At 62.4% G+C, this 21,189-nt stretch carries 19 protein-coding genes; 8 read left to right on the top strand and 11 right to left on the bottom strand.

The genetic code is table 11. The features are described from left to right. Positions 1-16 precede the first annotated feature (16 nt). Entirely contained in the window at positions 17-442 is a 426-nt protein-coding gene (locus tag H6M51_RS07440) for an Lrp/AsnC family transcriptional regulator (RefSeq protein WP_185809234.1), read from the bottom strand. Positions 443-567: 125 nt separating this feature from the next. On the opposite strand from H6M51_RS07440, the gene rocF reads away from it, so the two are divergent. The 4 genes from rocF (at position 568) to H6M51_RS07420 (ending at position 4,953) form a co-directional block, all read left to right on the top strand. Next, entirely contained in the window at positions 568-1,503 is a 936-nt protein-coding gene (rocF, locus tag H6M51_RS07435; protein ID WP_185809233.1) for an arginase, read from the top strand. 216 nt (positions 1,504-1,719) lie between these two features. Then, on the top strand, positions 1,720-3,504 hold the full coding sequence (locus H6M51_RS07430; RefSeq protein WP_185809232.1) for a PAS domain-containing methyl-accepting chemotaxis protein: 1,785 nt from the start codon (positions 1,720-1,722) through the stop codon (positions 3,502-3,504). Beyond that, entirely contained in the window at positions 3,504-3,980 is a 477-nt protein-coding gene (locus H6M51_RS07425) for a chemotaxis protein CheW (protein ID WP_185809231.1), read from the top strand. Before H6M51_RS07430 ends, H6M51_RS07425 begins: the two co-directional genes overlap by 1 nt. Before the next feature lie 127 nt (positions 3,981-4,107). Beyond that, positions 4,108-4,953, top strand: a complete 846-nt coding sequence (locus tag H6M51_RS07420; RefSeq protein WP_185809230.1) for an asparaginase domain-containing protein — start codon at positions 4,108-4,110, stop codon at positions 4,951-4,953. Between the two features lie 61 nt (positions 4,954-5,014). On the opposite strand, the gene H6M51_RS07415 is transcribed toward H6M51_RS07420, so the two are convergent. The 8 genes from H6M51_RS07415 to H6M51_RS07380 form a co-directional block, all read right to left on the bottom strand. Next, the gene (locus H6M51_RS07415; RefSeq protein ID WP_185809229.1) at positions 5,015-5,359 is read right to left on the bottom strand and encodes a formate dehydrogenase subunit delta; all 345 of its coding nucleotides are present in this window, start codon (positions 5,357-5,359) and stop codon (positions 5,015-5,017) included. Then, positions 5,352-6,182 (bottom strand): formate dehydrogenase accessory sulfurtransferase FdhD, encoded by an 831-nt coding sequence (gene fdhD / locus H6M51_RS07410; RefSeq protein WP_185809228.1) that lies wholly within the window; start codon positions 6,180-6,182, stop codon positions 5,352-5,354. The genes H6M51_RS07415 and fdhD overlap by 8 nt, the downstream gene beginning before the upstream one ends. Next, on the bottom strand, positions 6,179-9,061 hold the full coding sequence (gene fdhF / locus H6M51_RS07405) for a formate dehydrogenase subunit alpha (protein ID WP_185809227.1): 2,883 nt from the start codon (positions 9,059-9,061) through the stop codon (positions 6,179-6,181). The genes fdhD and fdhF overlap by 4 nt, the downstream gene beginning before the upstream one ends. Before the next feature lie 151 nt (positions 9,062-9,212). After that, positions 9,213-10,769 (bottom strand): NADH-quinone oxidoreductase subunit NuoF, encoded by a 1,557-nt coding sequence (locus H6M51_RS07400; protein WP_185809226.1) that lies wholly within the window; start codon positions 10,767-10,769, stop codon positions 9,213-9,215. Beyond that, positions 10,766-11,245 (bottom strand): formate dehydrogenase subunit gamma, encoded by a 480-nt coding sequence (locus H6M51_RS07395; protein WP_185809225.1) that lies wholly within the window; start codon positions 11,243-11,245, stop codon positions 10,766-10,768. Before H6M51_RS07395 ends, H6M51_RS07400 begins: the two co-directional genes overlap by 4 nt. 66 nt (positions 11,246-11,311) lie before the next feature. Next, complete coding sequence (locus H6M51_RS07390) at positions 11,312-12,250, bottom strand: LysR family transcriptional regulator (RefSeq protein ID WP_185809224.1); 939 nt, start codon at positions 12,248-12,250, stop codon at positions 11,312-11,314. 30 nt (positions 12,251-12,280) lie between these two features. After that, positions 12,281-12,646 (bottom strand): metalloregulator ArsR/SmtB family transcription factor, encoded by a 366-nt coding sequence (locus H6M51_RS07385; RefSeq protein ID WP_185809223.1) that lies wholly within the window; start codon positions 12,644-12,646, stop codon positions 12,281-12,283. A gap of 85 nt (positions 12,647-12,731) precedes the next feature. Then, a complete protein-coding gene (locus H6M51_RS07380) occupies positions 12,732-13,664 on the bottom strand; it encodes an L-lactate dehydrogenase (protein ID WP_185809222.1) in 933 nt (310 codons plus the stop codon). 169 nt (positions 13,665-13,833) lie between these two features. Here H6M51_RS07380 and H6M51_RS07375 point away from each other — a divergent pair, with 169 nt between their 5' ends. The 4 genes from H6M51_RS07375 (at position 13,834) to H6M51_RS07360 (ending at position 19,176) form a co-directional block, all read left to right on the top strand. Continuing rightward, positions 13,834-14,760, top strand: a complete 927-nt coding sequence (locus tag H6M51_RS07375; protein WP_246780429.1) for a LysR substrate-binding domain-containing protein — start codon at positions 13,834-13,836, stop codon at positions 14,758-14,760. A gap of 102 nt (positions 14,761-14,862) precedes the next feature. Further along, on the top strand, positions 14,863-16,287 hold the full coding sequence (aldA, locus tag H6M51_RS07370; RefSeq protein ID WP_185809221.1) for an aldehyde dehydrogenase: 1,425 nt from the start codon (positions 14,863-14,865) through the stop codon (positions 16,285-16,287). A 42-nt stretch (positions 16,288-16,329) separates the two neighbouring features. Then, positions 16,330-17,547 carry a mandelate racemase/muconate lactonizing enzyme family protein gene (locus tag H6M51_RS07365; RefSeq protein WP_185809220.1) on the top strand — a complete coding sequence of 406 codons (1,218 nt, stop codon included), beginning with the start codon at positions 16,330-16,332 and terminating at the stop codon, positions 17,545-17,547. A 9-nt stretch (positions 17,548-17,556) separates the two neighbouring features. Further along, positions 17,557-19,176, top strand: a complete 1,620-nt coding sequence (locus H6M51_RS07360) for a GMC family oxidoreductase (RefSeq protein ID WP_185809219.1) — start codon at positions 17,557-17,559, stop codon at positions 19,174-19,176. Positions 19,177-19,241: 65 nt separating this feature from the next. Here the strand turns inward: H6M51_RS07360 and H6M51_RS07355 are convergent, their stop codons facing one another. After that, positions 19,242-19,649 carry a F0F1 ATP synthase subunit epsilon gene (locus H6M51_RS07355; protein ID WP_185809218.1) on the bottom strand — a complete coding sequence of 136 codons (408 nt, stop codon included), beginning with the start codon at positions 19,647-19,649 and terminating at the stop codon, positions 19,242-19,244. Positions 19,650-19,718: 69 nt separating this feature from the next. After that, complete coding sequence (gene atpD, locus H6M51_RS07350) at positions 19,719-21,182, bottom strand: F0F1 ATP synthase subunit beta (RefSeq protein WP_185809217.1); 1,464 nt, start codon at positions 21,180-21,182, stop codon at positions 19,719-19,721. Positions 21,183-21,189: the final 7 nt, after the last annotated feature.

Below are 21,189 nucleotides of genomic sequence, written 5' to 3'. Positions count from 1 at the left end.
CCGGAGAGAGTTCGGCTCAAGTGACCTTGCTGGTTTTCAGCAGGATATTGGATTCGGTGAAATTGATCCCCTCGATCAGCCGGATCCGTCGCAGCGTCTCGTCGAAACTTGCAAGATCCCGCTCTTCCAGTTCCGCGATGAAGTCCCACTTGCCATTCGTGCTGTGAAGCGAGCGGACTTGCGGCATGCCGCGCAGCTGATGCGCCACGCGGTCCGCAAACTTTCCGACGACCTCGATCATGATGATCGCCCGCACGCCCGTGGGCTGGATCTCGCTGCCGGTCAGGATGGTGAAGGCCGCGATCGTCCCGTTCGCCACCAGTCGATCGATCCGCGCCGAAATCGTCGCGCGCGACGCCCCCGTCATCGCGGCAAGCGAAGCCACGGGCAGGCGCGCGTTCTGGCGTAGCGCGCCCAGGATATGGCGGTCGAGATCATCCATCGTTGCAATTTGTCATATGCGGGTTGCGATTTGCGCAAAGTATAGCGCTTTGTGACGAAGTTCCATCTTTTTGACAACGTCACTTTGGCCGATCATGGCAATACAGCATTGAACGAGGAAGACCCATGCACAAGCAGCAGAAGACCGTGGCACTGATCGGCGTACCGCTCGAGGAGGGATCGGGCCGCGGTGGTTGTGCCATGGGGCCGGCAGCCTATCGCATCGCCGGGATTGCATCCGCCATGCGCGAGCTAGGCTACGAGGTCGAAGACCGCGGTGACCTGCGTCCGGCCCCGGCCGGAGATCTGAAGGAGATGGAGCGTGCCAGGCATCTTCCCGTCGTCGGCGCCTTCACCCGCGCCATAGAAGCTGCGACCTACGATGCAGCAGCTGGCGGCGCCGTGCCGATCCTGCTTGGCGGGGATCACAGCCTGTCCATGGGCAGCGTCTCCGGCATGGCCCGCTATGCGGCCGAGGCGGGCCGCCCGCTTTACGTCCTATGGCTCGACGCCCATTCCGACTTCAACGCGCCCGAGACCTCGCCCTCGGGCAATATCCACGGCATGCCGGTCGCCTTCTTCTGCGGCAAGGCGGAATTCGCGCCGATCCTGCCGGCAGGTCGGCCCTTCGTCGATCCGCGTCACGTTTACCAGGTCGGCATTCGCTCCGTGGACGAGGAAGAACGCCGTCTGATTTCCGAAAACGCCGTCAATGTCTACGACATGCGCGCAATTGACGAGGAAGGCATTGGCAGCATTGTCAAGCGGATCCTGGCCGATGTCCGCGCGGCCGGTGCGCTGCTGCATGTCAGCCTCGATGTCGACTTCCTTGATCCGGACGTTGCCCCCGGTGTCGGAACGACCGTCCCTGGAGGCGCGACCTTCCGCGAGGCGCACCTGATCATGGAATTGCTCCACGACAGTGGGCTCGTCTCCTCGCTCGACCTTGTCGAATTGAACCCCTTCCTTGACGACCGCGGGCGCAGCGCGCGGGTGATGGTTGAGCTCGCAGCGAGCCTCTTCGGCCGTCGCATCCTGGATCGTCCTACGAGAGGCGGATGATCGGCTGCTTCAAGATTTCATACTAAAATGTGACAGATAATTTGTATTAAACTTGACTTTCATCAAGAAAAAAGCGGTTCTCATGACCTTTAATTGTTGTTTTTGGCCCATCTTATTGGACATGCGTCAACAGAAATTGACACTTATTTAAGGTCATGTGGTCAATATTTACCCCCAAGCCGCACCAGTTGGTGCCAGCCATATTGGGGGATTGAAATGGCATTGATCGCACTTCCCGGACAAGGATCCAGATCCGTCCTAGACGCATTGAGTCGCTCGCAGGCCGTCATCGAGTTCAATCTCGACGGCACGATCATCACGGCAAACGAAAACTTCTGTCAGGCGCTGGGTTACAGCCTGGCGGAAATCAAGGGCAAGCATCACCGCATCTTCTGCGATCCGGCCTATACGGCCACGCAGGACTATCGCGATTTCTGGGCGATGCTGAACCGCGGAGAGTTCGACAGCCGCGAATACAAGCGCATTCGCAAGGACGGCAGCGAGATCTGGATTCAGGCCACCTACAACCCGGTCTTCAAGAATGGCAAGCTCTGGAAGGTGGTGAAATTCGCCACCGACATCACCGCAGCGAAGCTGAAGTCAGCGGAAGACGCTGGCAAGCTCGACGCGATCTCGCGCGTTCAGGCGACGATCGAATTCACGCCGACAGGCGAGATCCTGGCAGCCAATGAAAACTTCCTGTCCACGCTTGGCTACACACTCGGTGAGATCGTAGGCAAGCATCATGCGATGTTCTGCGAACCGGACTATACGCGATCGGAAGCCTATCGCGAGTTCTGGCAAACCTTGGCAGCAGGCCACTTCGTGGCCCAGGAGTTCAAGCGCATCGGGAAGGGCGGAAAGATCGTCTGGATCCAGGCATCCTACAATCCGATTTTCGACGCCAGTGGCCGCGTCTTCAAGGTGGTGAAATATGCGACCGACATCACCGGCCGCGTCAACGCCGTCGAGGAGATTGCGAAAGGCTTGACTTCCCTTGCCAATGGCGACCTGACGGCAACGATCGACAAGCCGTTCATCCCGGCGCTTGAGCAGATTCGCACCGACTTCAACGCCGCCATGGCGCGTGTTGCCGCTGCAATTCAAAATGTCAGCCACAACACAGACGCCATCGCTTCGGGTTCGGCCCAGATTCGTGAGGCCTCCGACAGCCTGGCGAAGCGAACCGAACAACAGGCAGCCGCTGTCGAAGAAACGGCAGCCGCGCTTGAACAGATTACGCAGACTGTCAACGACAGTGCGAAACGAGCGGTGGAGGCCGGCCAGCTCGTCGCCCGCACAAAGGGTGGCGCGGAACGGTCCGGGGTGGTGGTCAAGGACGCGATCGAGGCCATGGGCCAGATCGAGAATTCGTCCAAGGAAATCTCCAACATCATCGGCGTGATCGACGACATCGCCTTCCAGACCAATCTCCTGGCCCTGAATGCCGGTGTCGAAGCTGCCCGTGCCGGAGAGGCCGGCAAGGGCTTTGCGGTCGTAGCCCAGGAAGTGCGCGAACTCGCCCAGCGCTCGGCGAAGGCGGCGAAGGAAATCAAGGCGCTGATCAACACCTCGTCCGATCAGGTCAAAGCCGGCGTGCAACTCGTTGGCGAAACCGGCAAGGCACTGCAGCAGATCGTGACGGAAGTTCAGGATATCGACCGCAACGTAGTCGCGATCGTGGAAGCGTCTCGGGAGCAATCCACCGGTCTGGCCGAGATCAACAAGGCGGTCAACGCCATGGACCAGAACACCCAGCAGAATGCCGCCATGGTCGAGGAATCGACAGCCGCGAGCCACAGCCTGGCAAAACAGGCTGCTGCACTGCGGGAACTGGTGGCGCAGTTTAGAATTGGGCAACACTCTTCGCATAAAGTCATGGAAGCGCGTCCCGATGCCTCACCCGTTGCATCGCCGGCACGCAAGCTCATGGCGAGTGTCGCTCGCGCCACAGGTGGCGCAGCTGCCGCCAAGGTACAGGAAGGTTGGGAAGATTTCTAATGGCAACTATCAGCTCCACCAGCTTCGGCAGTGAGACCCTCGAGATCATCGCCTTCCGGCTTCATGATCAGGAGTTCTGCGTCAAGACCACCACCATTCGCGAAATCCGCGGCTGGGCTCCGTCGACGCCGATCCCGCATGCGCCGGCAGATGTCATCGGCGTGATGAACCTGCGCGGTTCGGTCATCCCGATCATCGACCTCGCCTACAAGCTCGGCATGAAGAGCACGGTTGCCAATGAACGTTCGGCCATCGTCGTTGCCGAAGTCCACAACATGGTCATCGGCATGCTGGTCGACCGCGTTTCGGACATCCTGACCATCCCGTCGAGCCAGGTTCAGCCGGTTCCGGAAGTTTCCGCTTCCTTCGACAAGACCTTCTCCGAAGGCATCATCGCCAATGAAAACGGCATGATCTGCTTCCTGAACCTCGCCAAGATGTTCAAGGGTAGCGACCTGGAAGACATGGCTGCCTGATCGGGCGTCACCGACTCCGTTTCCAAAGGGCAGCGCTTCGCGGCGCTGCCCTTTCGCGTTGATGCTGATGGTTGATCTTGGCATGCTGCTGGCCTACCAGACCCCGAAAGTCCTGGGAGGCGCGACGATGACACTGCTTTTGATCCATACCGGCGGCACGATCGGCATGGCTGAAACGCCCGAGGGCCTCGCGCCGCGCAAGGGCCTGGTGGAAGAGGCGATCAGCAAGCGCCTGCCTGAGGGTACGGAACTGATTGCCCACGTCTTCGATCCCCTGCTCGACAGCGCCGATGTCGGCCCTGCTCACTGGAACCGGATGCTGGAGGCGATTCGCAGCCATCCGGACGCTGCCGTGATCATCACCCACGGGACCGATACCATGGCCTTCACCGGTGCCGCGCTCAGCCAAGCCCTGGCCGGCGAGGCGAGGCGCGTCATCCTCTGCGGCTCGATGCTGCCGCTCGGACAGGAAGGCGATGCCGAAGGCAATCTCGATCTCGCGATTCAGGCTGCAACGGCCGTAGGTCCCGGCGTCCTACTTGCCTTTGCCGGCAAGCTTCTCCCTGCCGATGGCCTGGTGAAGCATCACAGCCACGAAGCAGACGCCTTCCGCTCGCAGCCGCAGGCGAGACCGAACACGCCGCAGCGTCGGACCTTCGAAAACCGCAAGCTTGCGATCCTCACGCTGTCTCCGGGCATTCCCGCAGAGGCCGTCGAGGCCATGCTGGTCAAACTCGACGGTGCGGTGCTGCGGATCTTCGGCGCGGGTACGGCGATGAACGATGCCGAGCTGCTGGAGGTTCTTGGCCAGGCAGTGAAAGACGGAAAGCGCCTTCGGGCAGTGAGCCAGTGCGAGGCCGGCGGTCTGTCACCTGGCGCATACGCCGCTGGCGCCGGCCTCTGGAGCACGGGCATCGAGAACGGCGGCACGCAGACACCGGAAGCCGCTCTCATCCATCTCTGGCTGAACTGAGGGAAGCGCGCCTGGCGCCCCGTCTGGTCGATGGCCAATGCCCCACGAGGCTGGGCCTCGATCAGTGCGTCGTTTCCGGAATGCTCGGCTCCGACAGCGATTCGCCTGCGGCCACACCTTTGCCACCGGGGGCACCATCCGCGGCGTCGCGACCGACGCCGATGGCGCTGGCATCAGCCTCACCCGGGCGCTTGACCTGGCTGGCGGCTTCGACCACCAGCGGCAGGAAACCGGCATCGGGGACAGCCATCAGTTCGAAAAAGCGACGGCGCATGCGGGTTTCCCAGAACTTGTTGATATGCGTGGCCACGCCCTCCGCGCGCACCTCCTCCGGCTGAGACAGAAAAAAAGTGGCGATCTGATTGGCCATGCGGATCAGCTTGGCATCGGTGCCGGTTTCAGACATGCAGCGGTACTCCCTCGGCCACCCGGTCCGGCCGGGTGAATATTTCGAAATCCTCGTCGCGCGCAATACCGATCAAGGTAATGCCGGCCTGCGCGGCGGTGCGGATGGCAAGCGCTGTCGGTGCGGAAATGGCAATCAGCACGGGCGCCCCGAGCGCTGCCGTCTTCTGCACCATCTCGACGGACAGACGGCTCGTGACCACGACCGCCCCCTGGGCCGGCTCCCAGCCGCCGATGACGACGGCACCCACCAGCTTGTCGAGCGCATTGTGGCGGCCGACATCCTCGCGGATCGCGACAAGCCCGTCTGTCAGGCTGTAGAAGCCGGCAGCGTGCACGGCGCGCGTCTGGCGGTTCAGATCCTGCCGCGCTGTCAACTGCGCCATGGCTTGGGAAACGTCCCGAGCAGACAGGCGGAAGCCCTCGGTAGCAACCGGCTTCACCGCACGGCTCGCCTGCTCGATCGACTCGATGCCGCAAAGCCCGCAACCAACAGGTCCGGCCATGCGGCGACGCCGGGCGACCAGAGCCTCTGCCGTCAGCTTTTTCAGCGTCACCTGCACATCGATGCCCTCGCCCGCCTCAATGGCGTCAATGGCAAGCACATCCTCGGCCCCCTCGATAATGCCTTCCGCGAGCGAAAACCCGACGGCAAAATCCTCAAGATCATCGGGCGTCGCCATCATCACCGCATGGGTGGAGCCGGCAAAGGAAAAGGCGATCGGCACCTCCTCGGGCACTAGCCGGCTGCTGCTGGAGACGCGCCCGTGGCTCGCCTTCAGCCCGCCGACAATCCGTGCCGTGGAGCCGATCACGTCACTCATTCCGCCGCTTCCAGCTTGCCGGCAATGCGCCGCGAACGACGGCTCAGCTCCTCATACTCCTCCTGCCACTCGGTCGGGCCGTTGGACGGCGAGACCTGCACGGCGGTCACTTTGTATTCCGGGCAATTGGTCGCCCAGTCGGAGAAGTCGGTGGTGATGACATTGGCCTGCGTATTGGGGTGATGGAAGGTGGTGTAGACCACGCCCGGGGCCACGCGATCGGTGATCAGGGCGCGCAGCGTGGTGTCACCGGAACGGCTGGCAAGCTTGATCCAATCCCCGTTCTTGATGCCACGCTGTTCGGCATCATGCGGATGGATCTCCAGCCGGTCTTCCTCATGCCAGACACTGTTTTCCGTGCGCCGCGTCTGCGCGCCGACATTATATTGCGAGAGAACGCGGCCAGTCGTCAGCAGAAGCGGGAAGCGTGGGCCAGTGCGTTCGTCCGTTGGCACATATTCGGTGCGGATGAACTTGCCCTTGCCGCGCACGAAGCCATCGACATGCATGATCGGCGATCCCACAGGGAATTTCTCGTTGCAGGGCCACTGCACCGATCCCATCTTCTCCAGATAGTCGTAGGAGACGCCGGCAAAGCTCGGCGTGGTCGCGGCGATCTCGTCCATGATCTGCGACGGATGGGTGTAGTTCCAGGCAAGGCCCATGGCCTGGGCGAGCTTCTGGGTCACTTCCCAATCCGCATAGCCGTTCTTCGGGGTCATCACGCGGCGTACGCGGTTGATCCGGCGCTCGGCATTGGTGAAGGTCCCGTCCTTTTCCAGGAAGGTCGAGCCCGGCAGGAAGACATGGGCGTAATTGGCCGTCTCGTTGAGGAAGAGGTCGTGCACGACGACGCATTCCATGGCGGCAAGTCCCGCCGAGACATGCTTGGTGTCGGGATCGGACTGCAGGATGTCCTCGCCCTGGATATAGATCCCCTTGAACGAACCATCGACGGCAGCATCCAGCATGTTGGGGATGCGCAGGCCCGGCTCGTTGCTCAGCTCGACGCCCCAGAGCTTTTCGAAGGTCTCGCGCGTCGCATCGTCGGAGACGTGGCGATAGCCCGGCAGTTCATGCGGGAAGGAACCCATGTCGCAGGAGCCCTGAACATTGTTCTGGCCTCGCAGCGGGTTCACGCCGACGCCGGGCCGGCCGATATTGCCGGTGACCATCGCAAGGTTGGCGATTGCCATAACCGTGGTCGAGCCCTGGCTGTGTTCGGTGACGCCGAGGCCGTAATAGATCGCGCCATTACCACCGGTGGCGAACAGGCGTGCGGCACCGCGCAGTTCGGCAGCCGGCACACCGGTGAACTTTTCGGTCTCCTCCGGCGAATGCTCCGGCTCGGAGACAAAGGCTGCCCAATCCTCGAACTCCGACCAGTCGCAGCGCTCGCGGATGAACGCTTCGGCAAACAGGCCCTCGGTCACGATGACATGGGCAAGCGCGGTCAAGACAGCGACGTTCGTGCCGGGCTTCAGTGGCAGGTGGTAAGACGCCTCCACATGCGGCGTGCGTACGAGGTCAATACGGCGCGGATCGATGACGATCAGCTTGGCGCCCTGGCGCAGCCGCTTCTTCAGCCGCGAACCGAAGACGGGGTGACCATCGGTCGGATTGGCGCCGATGACGACGACGACATCGGAATGCTCGACGGAATCGAAATTCTGCGTGCCGGCCGAGGTGCCGAAAGCCTGGCCGAGGCCATAACCGGTCGGCGAGTGGCAGACGCGGGCGCAGGTATCGACATTGTTGTTGCCGAAACCGGCGCGGATCAGCTTCTGGACCAGATAGGTCTCTTCATTCGTGCAGCGCGACGAGGTGATGCCGCCGATGGCTTCGCGGCCATACTGATACTGGATGCGCTTGAACTCGGAGGCGACATGGGCATAGGCCTCTTCCCAGGTCACTTCACGCCAGGGTTCGGTGATCTTCTCGCGGATCATCGGGTTGAGAATGCGGTCCTTGTGGCTGGCATAGCCATAGGCGAAGCGGCCCTTGACGCAGGAATGGCCGCGATTGGCCTGGCCATCCTTCCACGGCACCATGCGCACCAGTTCCTCGCCGCGCATCTCCGCCTTGAAGGAGCAGCCGACGCCGCAATAGGCGCAGGTGGTGACGGCCGAATGCTCTGGCTGGCCAATCGCAATGACGGACTTTTCCGTCAGCGTCGCGGTCGGGCAGGCCTGCACGCAGGCGCCGCAGGAAACGCATTCCGACGAGAGGAAGGCTTCATGCGCGCCGGGTGACACGCGGCTGTCGAAGCCACGGCCCTCGATGGTCAGCGCAAACGTACCCTGCACCTCTTCGCAGGCGCGCACGCAACGCGAACAGACGATGCATTTCGACGGATCATAGGTGAAATAGGGATTGCTCTCGTCCTTCGGCATCCACTGGGCATTGATCCCGCCCTCGGCAGATCGTGCCTTCACGTGGTTTTCGCCTTCATAGCCGTAACGCACGTCGCGCAAGCCCACGGCACCGGCCATGTCCTGCAGCTCGCAATCGCCGTTCGCCGCACAGGTCAGACAGTCGAGCGGATGGTCGGAGATATAGAGCTCCATCACACCCTTGCGGATGGCCTTCAGCCGCTCCGTCTGGGTGTGAACGACAATGCCGGGTGCCACGGGCGTGGTGCAGGAGGCGGGCGTGCCGTTGCGGCCTTCCACCTCGATCAGACAGAGGCGGCAGGAACCAAAGGCATCGACCATGTCTGTGGCGCAGAGCTTCGGCACCTGAATGCCAGCCTCCATCGAGGCGCGCATGATCGACGTGCCCTCTGGCACCGTGATCTCGCGACCATCGATGGTGAGCGTCACCAGTTTTTCGGAGCGCGAGGCGGGCGTGCCGTAGTCGATTTCAGGAACGAGGGGCATGGCGCTTACCTTTCCGCCGTCATCCTCGGGCTTGTCCCGAGGATCTGCTGCGTCTGAATTTTGGGAGCCGGTTCAGTTGTGAACGTACCCCGTCTGGCAAAGTCGGTAGATCCTCGGGACAAGCCCGAGGATGACGAAAGAGAAACGAAGCTCATTCCGCAGCCTCCCGAACCGGTGCCGGCACAAAATCTTCTGGGAAATGCGTCATCGCGCTCATCACCGGATAAGGCGTGAATCCGCCCAGCGCGCAGAGCGAACCGAATTTCATGGTGTTGCAAAGGTCTTCCAGCAGCACCTTGTTTTTCTCCGGCTCTATACCGCGGGCGATCTTGTCGACCGTCTCTACGCCGCGCGTCGAGCCGATGCGGCAGGGCGTGCACTTGCCGCAGCTTTCGACCGCACAGAACTCCATGGCAAAGCGCGCCTGTTTCAGCATATCGGCCGTATCGTCGAAGACCACGACACCGGCATGGCCGATCAGGCCACCGGCAGCGGTGAAGGCCTCATAGTCGAAGATCGTGTCGAACAGCGAAGGCGGGAAATAGGCGCCGAGCGGACCGCCCACCTGCACGGCCTTGACCGGACGCCCGGAGATCGTGCCGCCGCCGATCTCGTTGATCAGCTGGCCGAGCGGCAGGCCGAAGGCGGTCTCATAGAGGCCGCCATGCTTCAAATTGCCGGCGAGCTGGATCGGGATCGTGCCATGCGAACGGCCGACGCCGAAGTCGCGGTAGAACGTAGCACCACGGTCCATGATGACAGGGATAGAGGCGAGCGACATGACATTGTTGACGACGGTCGGCTTGCCGAACAGGCCCTGAAGCGCGGGCAGCGGCGGCTTGGCTCTGACAACGCCGCGCTTTCCTTCCAGCGAGTTGAGCAGAGAGGTTTCCTCGCCGCAGACATAGGCGCCGGCGCCCATGCGCACTTCCATGTCGAAGGCGTAAGGGGAACCCATCACCGAGGCGCCGAGGATGCCTTCGCGCCGCGCGATCTGGATCGCCTCTTCCATGATGGCGATGGCATGCGGATATTCGGAGCGGGTATAGACATAGCCCTTGGTGGCACCCACCGCCATACCCGCAATCGCCATGCCTTCGATCAACACGAAGGGATCACCCTCCATGATCATCCGGTCGGCAAAGGTGCCGCTATCGCCCTCGTCGGCATTGCAAACGATGTATTTCTGGTCGGCCTTCGCGTCCGCGACCGTCTTCCATTTGATGCCGGTCGGGAAGCCGGCACCACCGCGACCGCGCAGGCCGCTGTCGGTGACCTGTTTGACGATCTCGGCCGGCGCCATGGCGATGGCATTGGCAAGACCCTTGAGGCCCTGATAGTGGCGGTAGTCATTGAGCGACAGCGGATCGGTAACGCCGCAGCGGGCGAAGGTGAGCCGCGTCTGCCCCTTGAGGAAGGGGATGTCGTGGGTCAGGCCATGACCGAGCGGGTGCTCGCCGCCATCAAGGAAGCCGGCTTCGAAGAGCGATGGCACATCGGAAGCCTTGACAGGACCATAGGCGACGCGGCCGTGATCGGTGCGGACCTCGACCAGCACTTCCAGCCACAGCATGCCGCGTGAGCCATTGCGCACGATGGTGACATCCCTGCCGCGCGCCCTGGCTTCGCGCTCGATGGCAGCCGCCACCTTGTCGGCACCAACGGCAAGGGCCGCCGCATCACGGGGGACGAAGACGGTCACGCTCATGAGCGCACCTCCGCCAGAATGTCGCTAAGACAGTGCTCGTCGAGGCGGGCATGCAGCTCACCGTCGAGCATGGCAGCCGGCGCCTGGGCACAGAGGCCGAGACAGAAGACGGGTTCCAGGGTGACGGCACCGTCGGGCGTGGTCTCGTGCCAGTCGATGCCCAGCTTCGCCTTGATCGTCTCCGCCAGAGGCTCGCAGCCCATCGACTGGCAAGCCTCGGCGCGACAGAGCTTCAGCACATGCCGCCCGGCCGGTTGGGCGCGGAAATCGTGGTAGAAGGTGATGACGCCATGCACCTCGGCGCGCGACAGGTTCAGCGCGCTGGCGATGATCTGCTTGGCGACCTCCGGGATGTAGCCGAATTCCTCCTGCACGCGGTGCAGGATTGGCAGCATTGGACCCTCCAGATGCTGCAGTTCGGCGATCACAGCCGATATGCGGGCGGAGACGTCGTCCGCAGCCACACGAATGTTCATGCTTGTCCTCCTCACCTGCCGAGCTCTGGCAGGGTCGTTCATCGCGAGATGATGATGGGACAGGGCTTAGGAGGTCAATACAGCGCTTCCGTCGCTTGATAGAAGATTTCTATCGAAGGCTTGAGAGGCCGCCAGAAGTCGTGCCTCGTGCAGCAAGCCCGAGACCAGCGGCGTAAAGGGCTCCCTATGGGTGGCGACCAGGCCGACCAGATGCTCGGCCTCGGGTGCGGTGATCGGGACCATCCGGATCTCCTCGCCGAAGCCGAAGGATTCCGCGACATTCTTCGGCATGATCGAGGCCCATTTGCCGGTCCGGATATGGGAGAAAAGCACGATCATCGAATTGGATTCGAGCGTCGGCTTCGGCGTCACCCCGGCCTCTGCCAGATGTTGGTTGATGATCCGCCGGTTCTGCATGTCGGCGGTCAAGAGACAGAGCCTGAGATCGGCCACCTCGCTCCAAGTGACGCTATCGCAATCAGCAAGCGGCGTGCCGACAGCCGTAATCAGGTGATAGCGTTCGGAGTAGAGCGGCACGCTGGTGACGCGCCCGAGCGGCTCGTTGTCGAGATAGGTGATGCCGGCGTCAATCTCGAGGTTTTCCAAGAGGCTCAAAACCTGCAGCGAGGTGCGCGACAGGACGGAAAAGGTGACGTCCGGATGGCGGGTCTGGAAGGGTTCGGTGAGCTTCTGCACCATGGCAAGCGCGGTGGGAATGGCGGCCAAGCGAATGTGACCCGCCAGACCCCGGCGCGCCGCCCGCATCTCCTCGCGCATGGTACGGGTATCGCCAACGATCCGTCGCGCCCATTCGAGCACCCGCTGGCCTTCCGGGGTGAGGCCGAGAAAGCGGGAACCGCGCTGCACGAGCATCACGCCGAGCTGCTCTTCGAGCTGGCGTATGCCGGCAGACAACGTCGGCTGCGTCACGCCGCACTCTTCCGCGGCACGTCCGAAATGCTGCTGGCGGGCGAGCGCGATGAAGAATTCCAGCTTGTCGATCATACCTCATGCCCCTCGCCGGTGCCGACGAACTCAGGCGTCGGTCAGCGCACTCTCGACATCACGCGTCACGGGCGTAGGCCCGCAATACATCTTGTAGAGCACGGAAATCAGTTCGGCGAGTTGCGGATCGGCGATCCGGTAATGGATCTGTCGTCCTTCGCGGCGGGTCTGCACGACATTGTCGCTTCTCAAACGCGCGAGCTGCTGAGAAACGACGGCCTGCTGGATGCCGAGGAACTGCTCGATCTCCGTGACAGACTTTTCGCCCTGGCACAGGATGCAGAGCATCAGCAGCCGCGTCTCATGCGACAATGCCTTCAGCAGTCCGCTAGCGGCGCGCGCCTTCGAGAGGAAGTCCTCTAAAGCCTCTGGTGTGAGTGGCGGCGTTTCATTCATGACGAGGTCCAGTTGTGGAAGGTTCTGTTCTTTGGAAGCAAAGGGAGCCCTGTTGCGCGATCACTTAACATATAGGCTGTGCTGCCTATAAAGGAATGGCGTCGGCTCGTTCCTTCAAAAGCGCCGCACTGCGGTTCAAGGCCGCATATTCCCCGTCATCGAGATCCGGATACAGATCCGCCAACACCCCGTCTGCACCCATCACACGCGGAATGGACAGAGCGACATCACGCACACCCGCCACTTCGGGCGTCGAAATCGAAACCGACAGCACGTCCCGCTGATCGCGGGCGATGGCCTTGACGATGCGCGCCAGACCCGCTCCGATCCCGTAATAGGTCGAACCCTTGCCGTTGATGATCTTGTAAGCAGCATTACGCACGCCGTCGTCGATCTGGGCGCGCACCTCCGCTGTCAGTGGCGACCCGACCTGCGCGGCGAAGGAAGACAGAGGCACGGAGCCGGCGCGCGCACTGGTCCAGGCGAGAACCTCGCTGTCACCATGTTCGCCGAGCACATAGGCATGCACCGATTGCGGCGAGATCCCGAGATGGCGTCCGACCAGGCTGCGGAACCGCGCGGTATCGAGGATGGTCCCGGAGCCGATCACCCGGCGCGGATCGATGCCAGAGAGACGCGTGGTGATCTGGGTCATCACGTCGACGGGGTTGGAGGCGATCAACAGGATGGCATCGGGGACAACGGGTAGCACCTCGGCCAGCACGGCACGAAAGACGGCGGCATTGCGTTCCAGAAGTTCGAGACGCGTTTCGCCCGGCTTCTGGCTGACCCCGGCCGCGAGGATGACGACGCCGGCACCTTCGAGATCCCGGTACTGACCGGCATTCACCACGGTCGAGGACATGAAAGGCACCGCATGGGCGATGTCCTCGGCCTGCGCGACCGCCAATGCTTCGTTGCGATCGATCAGCACGATCTCACTCGCAAGTCCCATCAGAGTCAGCGCATAACCCGCCGAGCTGCCGACCATTCCCGCACCCACGATGCCGATCTTCATGCGTCTTCTCCCCAAACCATGAAATGACTGGGCCTTATGCCATCGGTCATCCGATGCCACCAACCTGATATAGCAGAAAGCGTGACACATTCGCGTCAGATGTGCATGGCGAAGGATGTTCGCCTCTGCTTTAATGCGACGAGGCTCTGAAGGGGATGTTCAAGGGATCATGAGACGGCTGCCCGCCCTGTCTGCAATGAAGGTGTTCGAGGTCGTCGGCCAGACGCGCAGCTTCACGCGTGCTGCCGAATTGCTGAACCTCACCCAGAGCGCCGTCAGCCGACAGGTGCGCAATCTCGAAGAACAGCTCGGCGAGACACTGGTCATTCGCCGGCATCATCACCTGGAGCTGACCCCCTCCGGCGCCGAACTGCTCGCTTCGCTGCAGCAGGCTTTCCACACGGTGGAGATGACGGTTCGCAACATCCGCGAGAAGAGCAATCTGCGCCGCCTGCGTATCAACGTTCCGCCGACCTTTGCCAAGCGGTGGCTGATGCCACGGCTGATGAGCCTCAGGGCCTTCCTGCCTGACGTCGATCTAAGCATCACCACCGATCTCGAGGACAATCTTTCCGAACGCGGCATGCTGGATTGCGCCATCCGGTTCGGCAATGGCGAGTGGCCGAGCCTCAAGTCGGAACGGCTGTTTACCGAACGCCATATCGCCGTCTGCGCCCCACACCTGATGGAAGGGATGAGGCATGGCGAAGCGATCGATCTCTCCCGCTTCACCTTCCTGCATGTGCTCGCCTCTGCCGACCAGCGTTATCTCACCTGGCAGCGCTGGCTGGATGCGGCAGGCCTTCAAGAGACCGACACGCAGGGCGGACTGGAATTCGACCTGTTGGATCTCGTCATCGAAGCCGCCTGCAACGGGCTGGGTGTCGCCGTCGCCGATCGCTCGATGGTCACACCGCTGATGCAGACGGGCGCACTCACCCAGGTGCTCGATGTCGAGGTGGAGGGCCATGAATCCTACTGGCTGGTGACTCGCACCGACCGGACGCTGTCTCCCCATGTCGAGGCGCTGAGGCGCTGGCTGAGTCGTGAGATCAGCGAGAGCTCGCTGCCACCGCTGAAGCAGGCGCACGCCTGAAACATTCCTTTTAGGAATGCTCAACCCGACAATAAGTCGCTTGCGAAGCAGATGGAGCGACTTCCTACTGGCAGCAGACTGTCCGTTGCCGGAGCGCCTGCCATGACCACCTTCCAGAACTTCATCGCCGGGTCCTTTCGCGAGACCGGTACCCGCCAGACGATCGAGGTGAAGAACCCGGCCAGGGGCCAGGTCTTTGCTTCGGTGACGGCGGCGACGGAAGCCGATGTCATCGAGGCGGTGGAGGCCGCTGCCTCAGCCCAGAAGCCCTGGGGCCGCCTGCCGGCCATCGAGCGGGGTAATGCGCTGCGCAGGCTGGCCGACGCCGTCGAGCGCCATCAGCAGAAGATCGGCGCTGCATTGGCCCAGGAGTCCGGCAAGAGCCTTGACGACGCCGTGGCCGAAACAGGTTATGGCGTGGAACTGATGCGCTACCACGCCGAATGGGCGCGCCGCGTCGAGGGCGAGGTGATCGAGAGCGACACGCCGGACGAAACCCTGATGCTGAAGCGAGCACCGATCGGCGTCGTCGCTTGCCTGATCCCCTTCAACTTTCCGATCTATACGTTGGTCCGCAAGATCGCGCCGGCTCTGATCACCGGCAACGCCGTGGTCGTGCGCCCCAGCAACAACACCCCGACCTCGGCCTTCGTTTTTGCCGAAGCGATCAGGGAAGCCGACCTTCCCGCAGGCCTCGTCAGCATCATGGCCATGAGCCACGACGTGGCCCAGGTGATGTCGACCCGACGCGAGGTCGGCATGATCACCCTGACCGGCAGCGTCGCCGCCGGTCAGACGGTCCTGGACTATTGCAAGGTCAATATCGCCAAGCCATCGCTGGAACTCGGCGGCAAGACACCCGTCATCGTCGAGCCGGATGCCGATCTCGACGTGGTAACGAAAAGCGTGCTCGCGGCAAAGACGGCCCATTGCGGCCAGGTCTGCACCTCCGTCGAGCGTCTCTACGTGCATGCCTCCGTGCATGGCACGCTTCTCGCCAAGCTCAAGGACGCTTTCGAACGCCGCCACTATGGCGATCGCGCCGAGGATCCGACCCGCATGGGGCCGCTGGCGAATGCCGCAGCGCGTCTCAGGGTTCATCACATGGTCGAACGGGCCAAGGCCGACGGCGCCGTCATCGAAACGGGCGGCTTCCTGCCCGCAGGCGACGGCTATTTCTATCCGCCGACCCTGCTCTCCGATTGCCGCCAGGACATGGAGATCGTCCAGGAGGAAGTCTTCGGCCCGGTGCTCGCCGTGATCCCCTACACCGATTTCGACGAGGCATTGGACATGGCCAGCGACCACCAGTTCGGCCTCGCCTCCGTCGTCTTCACCGAGAACTACCGCAAGGTGATGAAGGCCGCGAACGAGATCGAGGCGGGCGAACTCTACATCAACCGCTTCCCGGCCGATCCCTACCAGGGCTACCATGCCGGCTGGAAGCGCTCCGGCCTCGGCGGCGACGACGGCAAGCACGGCATGCTGGAATTCACCCAGACCCGCCTCGTCATCCTCAAGCACTGATTGCCGATTAGCCGGCTCAAGAATCCTTCATCGGGGGCATCCATGAAAGTCGCTTCGCTCAAGACACACGTCGTCGCAACGCCCGCACCGCATATTGGCGGTATGTACTGGATCTTCGTCGAGCTGGAGACGGCCTGCGGCATCAAGGGCGTCGGCGAAATCTATTCGACCGCCTTCCACCCCTCTGGCATCGCGGTTCTCGTCGAAGAAGTCTTCACCCGCTATCTCGAAGGTCACGATCCGCACCAGATCGAGCGCTTCTGGCGCGCCGCCTATTCGAGCGGCTTCACCCAGCGGCCCGACCCGACCATGGTCGGGATCATCTCCGGTCTCGAAATCGCCTGCTGGGACATCATCGGCAAGGCGGCGGGACGCCCGGTCGCCGATCTGCTCGGCGGCCCGGTCCACGACAAGCTGCGCGCCTATACCTATCTCTATCCGAAGAATTCAGCCGGCGAATATGACTACAACGATCCGGATCTCGCCGCCGAAGAGGCGATCCGCATGGTCGAGGCCGGATTTACCGGGCTGAAATTCGACCCGGCCGGCCCCTATACCAACTATTCCGGTCATCAGCTCTCCCTACCTGTCATGGATCGCTGCGAGGAGTTTTGCCGCAAGATCCGTGATGCCATCGGCAACCGCGCCGACATCCTCTTTGGCACCCATGGCCAGATGGTGCCGTCGTCGGCAATCCGACTGGCCAAGCGGCTGGAGAAATACGACCCGCTCTGGTTCGAGGAACCTGTTCCGCCCGGCCAGGAAGCCGCAATGGCGGAAGTCGCTCGCGCCACGTCCATCCCCGTCTCGACGGGTGAGCGCCTGACGACGAAATACGAATTCCAGAGAGTATTGCAGCTTGGCTCTGCCTCCATACTGCAGATGAATGTCGCTCGCGTCGGCGGCTTGCTGGAGGCGAAGAAGATCGCCGGGATGGCCGAAACCTTTTATGCGCAGATCGCGCCCCACCTCTATAACGGCCCGGTCGGGGCAGCCGCCTCGATCCAGCTTGCGGCGACCTGCCCGAACTTCCTGATCCACGAGGCGATCATGGATTTCGGCGGCTTCCATGCCGAGGTGCTTAAGACAAAGCTCGGCTTCGACGACGGCTATCTCATCCCGTCCCGCGAACCGGGCCTGGGCATCGAACTGAACCACGAGGTCATCGCCAGGCACACGCCCTATACCGGCGAACGGCTGCATCTGCAGATGGCGGCGGAGCATGCCGACGTAAAGGCCTTCGCACCGGCCAAGGGCTGAGGTAGCACCATGATCTTCGATTTCATCGTGGTCGGTGCAGGCTCGGCAGGCTGCATCGTGGCCAGCCGCTTGAGCGAGAGCGGCCGCCATACCGTGCTGCTCATCGAGGCCGGCGGCGAAGACAAATCCTTCTGGTTCAAGATCCCCGTCGGCTACGCCAAGAGCTATTACAATCCCAAGGTCAACTGGATGTACCGCACTGAGCCCGAGCCCAATCTCGGCGGGCGGCGGATCTACGCCCCGCGCGGCAAGGTGCAGGGCGGCTCCGGCTCGATCAATGCCATGGTCTTCGTGCGCGGCGCGCGTCAGGATTTCGACGACTGGCGAGACGCCGGAAACCCGGGCTGGGGCTTTGACGACGTACTGCCTTTCTTCCGCAAGCTGGAAACCCATGCTCGCGGGGAAAGCCCCTGGCACGGCGCGAGCGGCCCAATCCATGTGACCCCCATGCGTGGCGCGACACATCCGGGGAGCGATGCTTTTCTTCACGCCTGTGACGAGCTTGGGTTGCCCCTGAACGAAGATTTCAACGGGGAGACGATCGAGGGCGCCGGCGTCTACGACGTCAACACAAGGCGCGGCCAGCGCTCCCATTCGAGCGCCGAATATCTACGCCCGGCGCTCAGGCGAGCAAACCTGATGATCGAGCGCGAGGCTCATGCAAGGCGGCTGCTGGTCGAGGCCGACGGCAGGGTGTCTGGCATCGAAGTCGTGCAGCATGGCCGGGCGACACGCTTCAGCGCCCGTCGTGAGGTGATCCTTGCGGCGGGGGCCGTCGACACGCCAAAGCTGATGCAGCTTTCAGGCTTCGGCGCTGGATCAGCTCTCTTCGCCCAAGGCATCGAGACGCGCAAACACCTCCCGGCCGTCGGCAAGAACCTGCAGGACCATCTTTGCGCCAGCTTCTACTATCGCTCGAAGAAGCCGACGTTGAATGGTGATTTTGGGAGCCTCGTCGGTCAGGCCCGCTTCGGCCTGATGTGGCTGCTGAAGCGCAGCGGTCCCTTTGCCATGAGCGTCAATCAGGCCGGCGGCTTCTTCCGCGGCTCGCCTGAAGAGATCAGGCCGAACATCCAGCTCTACTTCAACCCGCTTTCCTACCGCATCCCTGACAACCCACGCGCGGGTCTCACACCGGAACCCTATCCTGGCTTCCTGATCGCCTTCAACGCCTGCCGGCCAACGAGCAAGGGGACCGTGACCATCGCCTCACCCGATGCAACAGACGCCCCCCTGATCCGCCCGAACTACCTGTCGACGGAGCGGGATATCAACGAGGTTCTCCAGGGGAGCCGGCTGATGCGGCGCATTGCGGATGCACGGGCTCTGTCGGATTGGGTGGAGGAGGAAGTGTCGCCTTCGAAGACGGTCGACACCGACGACAAGCTGCTCGACTATTTCCGCCTCAACAGCGGCTCGATCTACCATCTCTGCGGCACCTGCGCGATGGGCGGCGATCCACGTGAGAGCGTGGTCGATGCGCGGCTGCGCGTGCATGGGGTCCCCGGACTTCGGATCGTCGATGCCTCCGTCTTCCCGAACATCACGGCCGGCAACATCAATGCCCCGACCATGATGGTTGCCGAAAAGGGTGCGGCGATGATCCTGGAAGACGCTGTCTCCGCCTGACATCAGGGCATGAAAAAAGCCGGACTCGAGGATCCGGCTTCAATTCGCATGTCGCAACCACCCGATCAGGCGGCGACGAGTACGCCGTTGAGGTTGGTGAGCTCGGCGAGATACTGCTCGAGCTTGGTGCGGTGTTCGTGATGCTCGACGCCTTCCAGTTCCTTGCGGGCATCGTCGATACGCTTGGTGAGCGTCTCAGGCGAAATTTCAGCCAGCGGAACCGCGGATTCGGCGAGCAGCGTGCAACCGGTCGGCAGGACGTCGGCGAAGCCGCCGAAGACCACATACTTGGACACCTGACCCGAAGCGAGCTTCACGCTCACAACGCCCGGCTTGATCGTCGTCATGGTCGGCGCATGATTGGCCATGACGGTCATTTCGCCTTCCGTTGCCGGAATGACGACTTCGCTCACCTGTTCGGAGAGCAGAAGACGCTCGGGCGAAACGAGCTCAAAGTTGAAATTGTCGGCCATGGTCGTTCACTTCTCTGATGAAGGATGGAGCGGCACGCGGGAGTTCCCGCGTGCCGCCAGTCCCGATACTTAGGCGGCTTCGGCAGCCAGGCGCTTGGCCTTCTCGATGGCTTCCTCGATGGAGCCAACCATGTAGAAGGCGGCTTCCGGCAGGTGGTCGTAGTCGCCGTTGACCAGACCCTTGAAGCCCTTGATCGTGTCTTCGAGAGCAACCAGCTTGCCCGGCGAACCGGTGAAGACTTCGGCAACGAAGAACGGTTGCGACAGGAAGCGCTCGATCTTGCGGGCGCGGGCAACGGTCTGCTTGTCGTCTTCCGACAGTTCGTCCATGCCCAGGATCGCGATGATGTCCTGCAGGGCTTTGTAGCGCTGCAGCGTCGACTGAACCTTACGAGCCACTTCGTAGTGCTCTTCGCCGATGATCATCGGGTCGAGCATGCGCGAAGTCGAGTCGAGCGGGTCAACGGCCGGGTAGATACCCTTTTCAGCGATCGAGCGCGACAGAACGGTCGTTGCGTCGAGGTGGGCGAACGAGGTGGCCGGAGCCGGGTCGGTCAAGTCGTCGGCGGGAACGTAGATGGCCTGAACCGAGGTAATCGAGCCCTTGGTCGTGGTGGTGATGCGTTCCTGCATCTGGCCCATGTCGGTAGCAAGCGTCGGCTGATAACCAACGGCCGACGGGATACGGCCGAGCAGAGCCGACACTTCCGAGCCTGCCTGGGTGAAGCGGAAGATGTTATCGACGAAGAACAGAACGTCCTGACCCTTGTCGCGGAAGTCTTCAGCGATCGTCAGACCGGTGAGAGCGACGCGAGCGCGGGCACCCGGCGGCTCGTTCATCTGACCGTATACGAGGGCTGCCTTGGAGCCTTCGCCGCCACCGTGCTTGTTAACGCCGGACTCGATCATTTCGTGGTAGAGGTCATTGCCTTCGCGGGTACGTTCACCCACGCCTGCGAAGACCGAGTAACCACCGTGCGCCTTGGCGACGTTGTTGATCAGTTCCATGATGAGAACGGTCTTGCCAACGCCGGCGCCGCCGAACAGGCCGATCTTACCACCCTTGGCGTAAGGAGCGAGAAGGTCGACGACCTTGATGCCGGTGACCAGGATCTGGGCTTCGGTCGACTGCTCGACATAAGCCGGAGCTTCCTGGTGGATGGCGCGACGGCCGGAGGTGACGAGCGGACCGGCTTCGTCAACCGGCTCGCCAATGACGTTCATGATGCGGCCGAGCGTTTCCGGGCCGACCGGAACTGAGATCGGAGCACCGGTGTCGGTGACCGGCTGACCGCGAACGAGACCTTCGGTCGAGTCCATGGCGATGGTGCGGACCTGGTTTTCGCCGAGGTGCTGCGCGACTTCGAGAACGAGGCGGTTGCCGCCGTTGTTGGTTTCGAGCGCGTTCAGGATCGGGGGCAGTTCGCCTTCGAACGAAACGTCGACGACGGCGCCGATGACCTGCGTGACCTTGCCGAGAGCACCGGCTGCGGAGGTGACCGCCTTAGACTTGGGGGTAGCTGCCTTAGCCATTTATCTT

It is taken from the genome of Rhizobium sp. AQ_MP, from assembly GCF_014237835.1.
Taxonomy (GTDB): Bacteria; Pseudomonadota; Alphaproteobacteria; order Rhizobiales; family Rhizobiaceae; genus Allorhizobium.
Note: the sequence above shows the minus strand (reverse complement) of the source record. Positions and strands in the feature narration are given on the sequence as shown.

Coding starts and splice junctions, on each gene's coding strand:
- H6M51_RS07440 (WP_185809234.1), bottom strand. CDS start 442: ATGGATGATCTCGACCGCCATATCCTGGGCGCGCTACGCCAGAACGCG.
- rocF (WP_185809233.1), top strand. CDS start 568: ATGCACAAGCAGCAGAAGACCGTGGCACTGATCGGCGTACCGCTCGAG.
- H6M51_RS07430 (WP_185809232.1), top strand. CDS start 1,720: ATGGCATTGATCGCACTTCCCGGACAAGGATCCAGATCCGTCCTAGAC.
- H6M51_RS07425 (WP_185809231.1), top strand. CDS start 3,504: ATGGCAACTATCAGCTCCACCAGCTTCGGCAGTGAGACCCTCGAGATC.
- H6M51_RS07420 (WP_185809230.1), top strand. CDS start 4,108: ATGACACTGCTTTTGATCCATACCGGCGGCACGATCGGCATGGCTGAA.
- H6M51_RS07415 (WP_185809229.1), bottom strand. CDS start 5,359: ATGTCTGAAACCGGCACCGATGCCAAGCTGATCCGCATGGCCAATCAG.
- fdhD (WP_185809228.1), bottom strand. CDS start 6,182: ATGAGTGACGTGATCGGCTCCACGGCACGGATTGTCGGCGGGCTGAAG.
- fdhF (WP_185809227.1), bottom strand. CDS start 9,061: ATGCCCCTCGTTCCTGAAATCGACTACGGCACGCCCGCCTCGCGCTCC.
- H6M51_RS07400 (WP_185809226.1), bottom strand. CDS start 10,769: ATGAGCGTGACCGTCTTCGTCCCCCGTGATGCGGCGGCCCTTGCCGTT.
- H6M51_RS07395 (WP_185809225.1), bottom strand. CDS start 11,245: ATGAACATTCGTGTGGCTGCGGACGACGTCTCCGCCCGCATATCGGCT.
- H6M51_RS07390 (WP_185809224.1), bottom strand. CDS start 12,250: ATGATCGACAAGCTGGAATTCTTCATCGCGCTCGCCCGCCAGCAGCAT.
- H6M51_RS07385 (WP_185809223.1), bottom strand. CDS start 12,646: ATGAATGAAACGCCGCCACTCACACCAGAGGCTTTAGAGGACTTCCTC.
- H6M51_RS07380 (WP_185809222.1), bottom strand. CDS start 13,664: ATGAAGATCGGCATCGTGGGTGCGGGAATGGTCGGCAGCTCGGCGGGT.
- H6M51_RS07375 (WP_246780429.1), top strand. CDS start 13,834: ATGAGACGGCTGCCCGCCCTGTCTGCAATGAAGGTGTTCGAGGTCGTC.
- aldA (WP_185809221.1), top strand. CDS start 14,863: ATGACCACCTTCCAGAACTTCATCGCCGGGTCCTTTCGCGAGACCGGT.
- H6M51_RS07365 (WP_185809220.1), top strand. CDS start 16,330: ATGAAAGTCGCTTCGCTCAAGACACACGTCGTCGCAACGCCCGCACCG.
- H6M51_RS07360 (WP_185809219.1), top strand. CDS start 17,557: ATGATCTTCGATTTCATCGTGGTCGGTGCAGGCTCGGCAGGCTGCATC.
- H6M51_RS07355 (WP_185809218.1), bottom strand. CDS start 19,649: ATGGCCGACAATTTCAACTTTGAGCTCGTTTCGCCCGAGCGTCTTCTG.
- atpD (WP_185809217.1), bottom strand. CDS start 21,182: ATGGCTAAGGCAGCTACCCCCAAGTCTAAGGCGGTCACCTCCGCAGCC.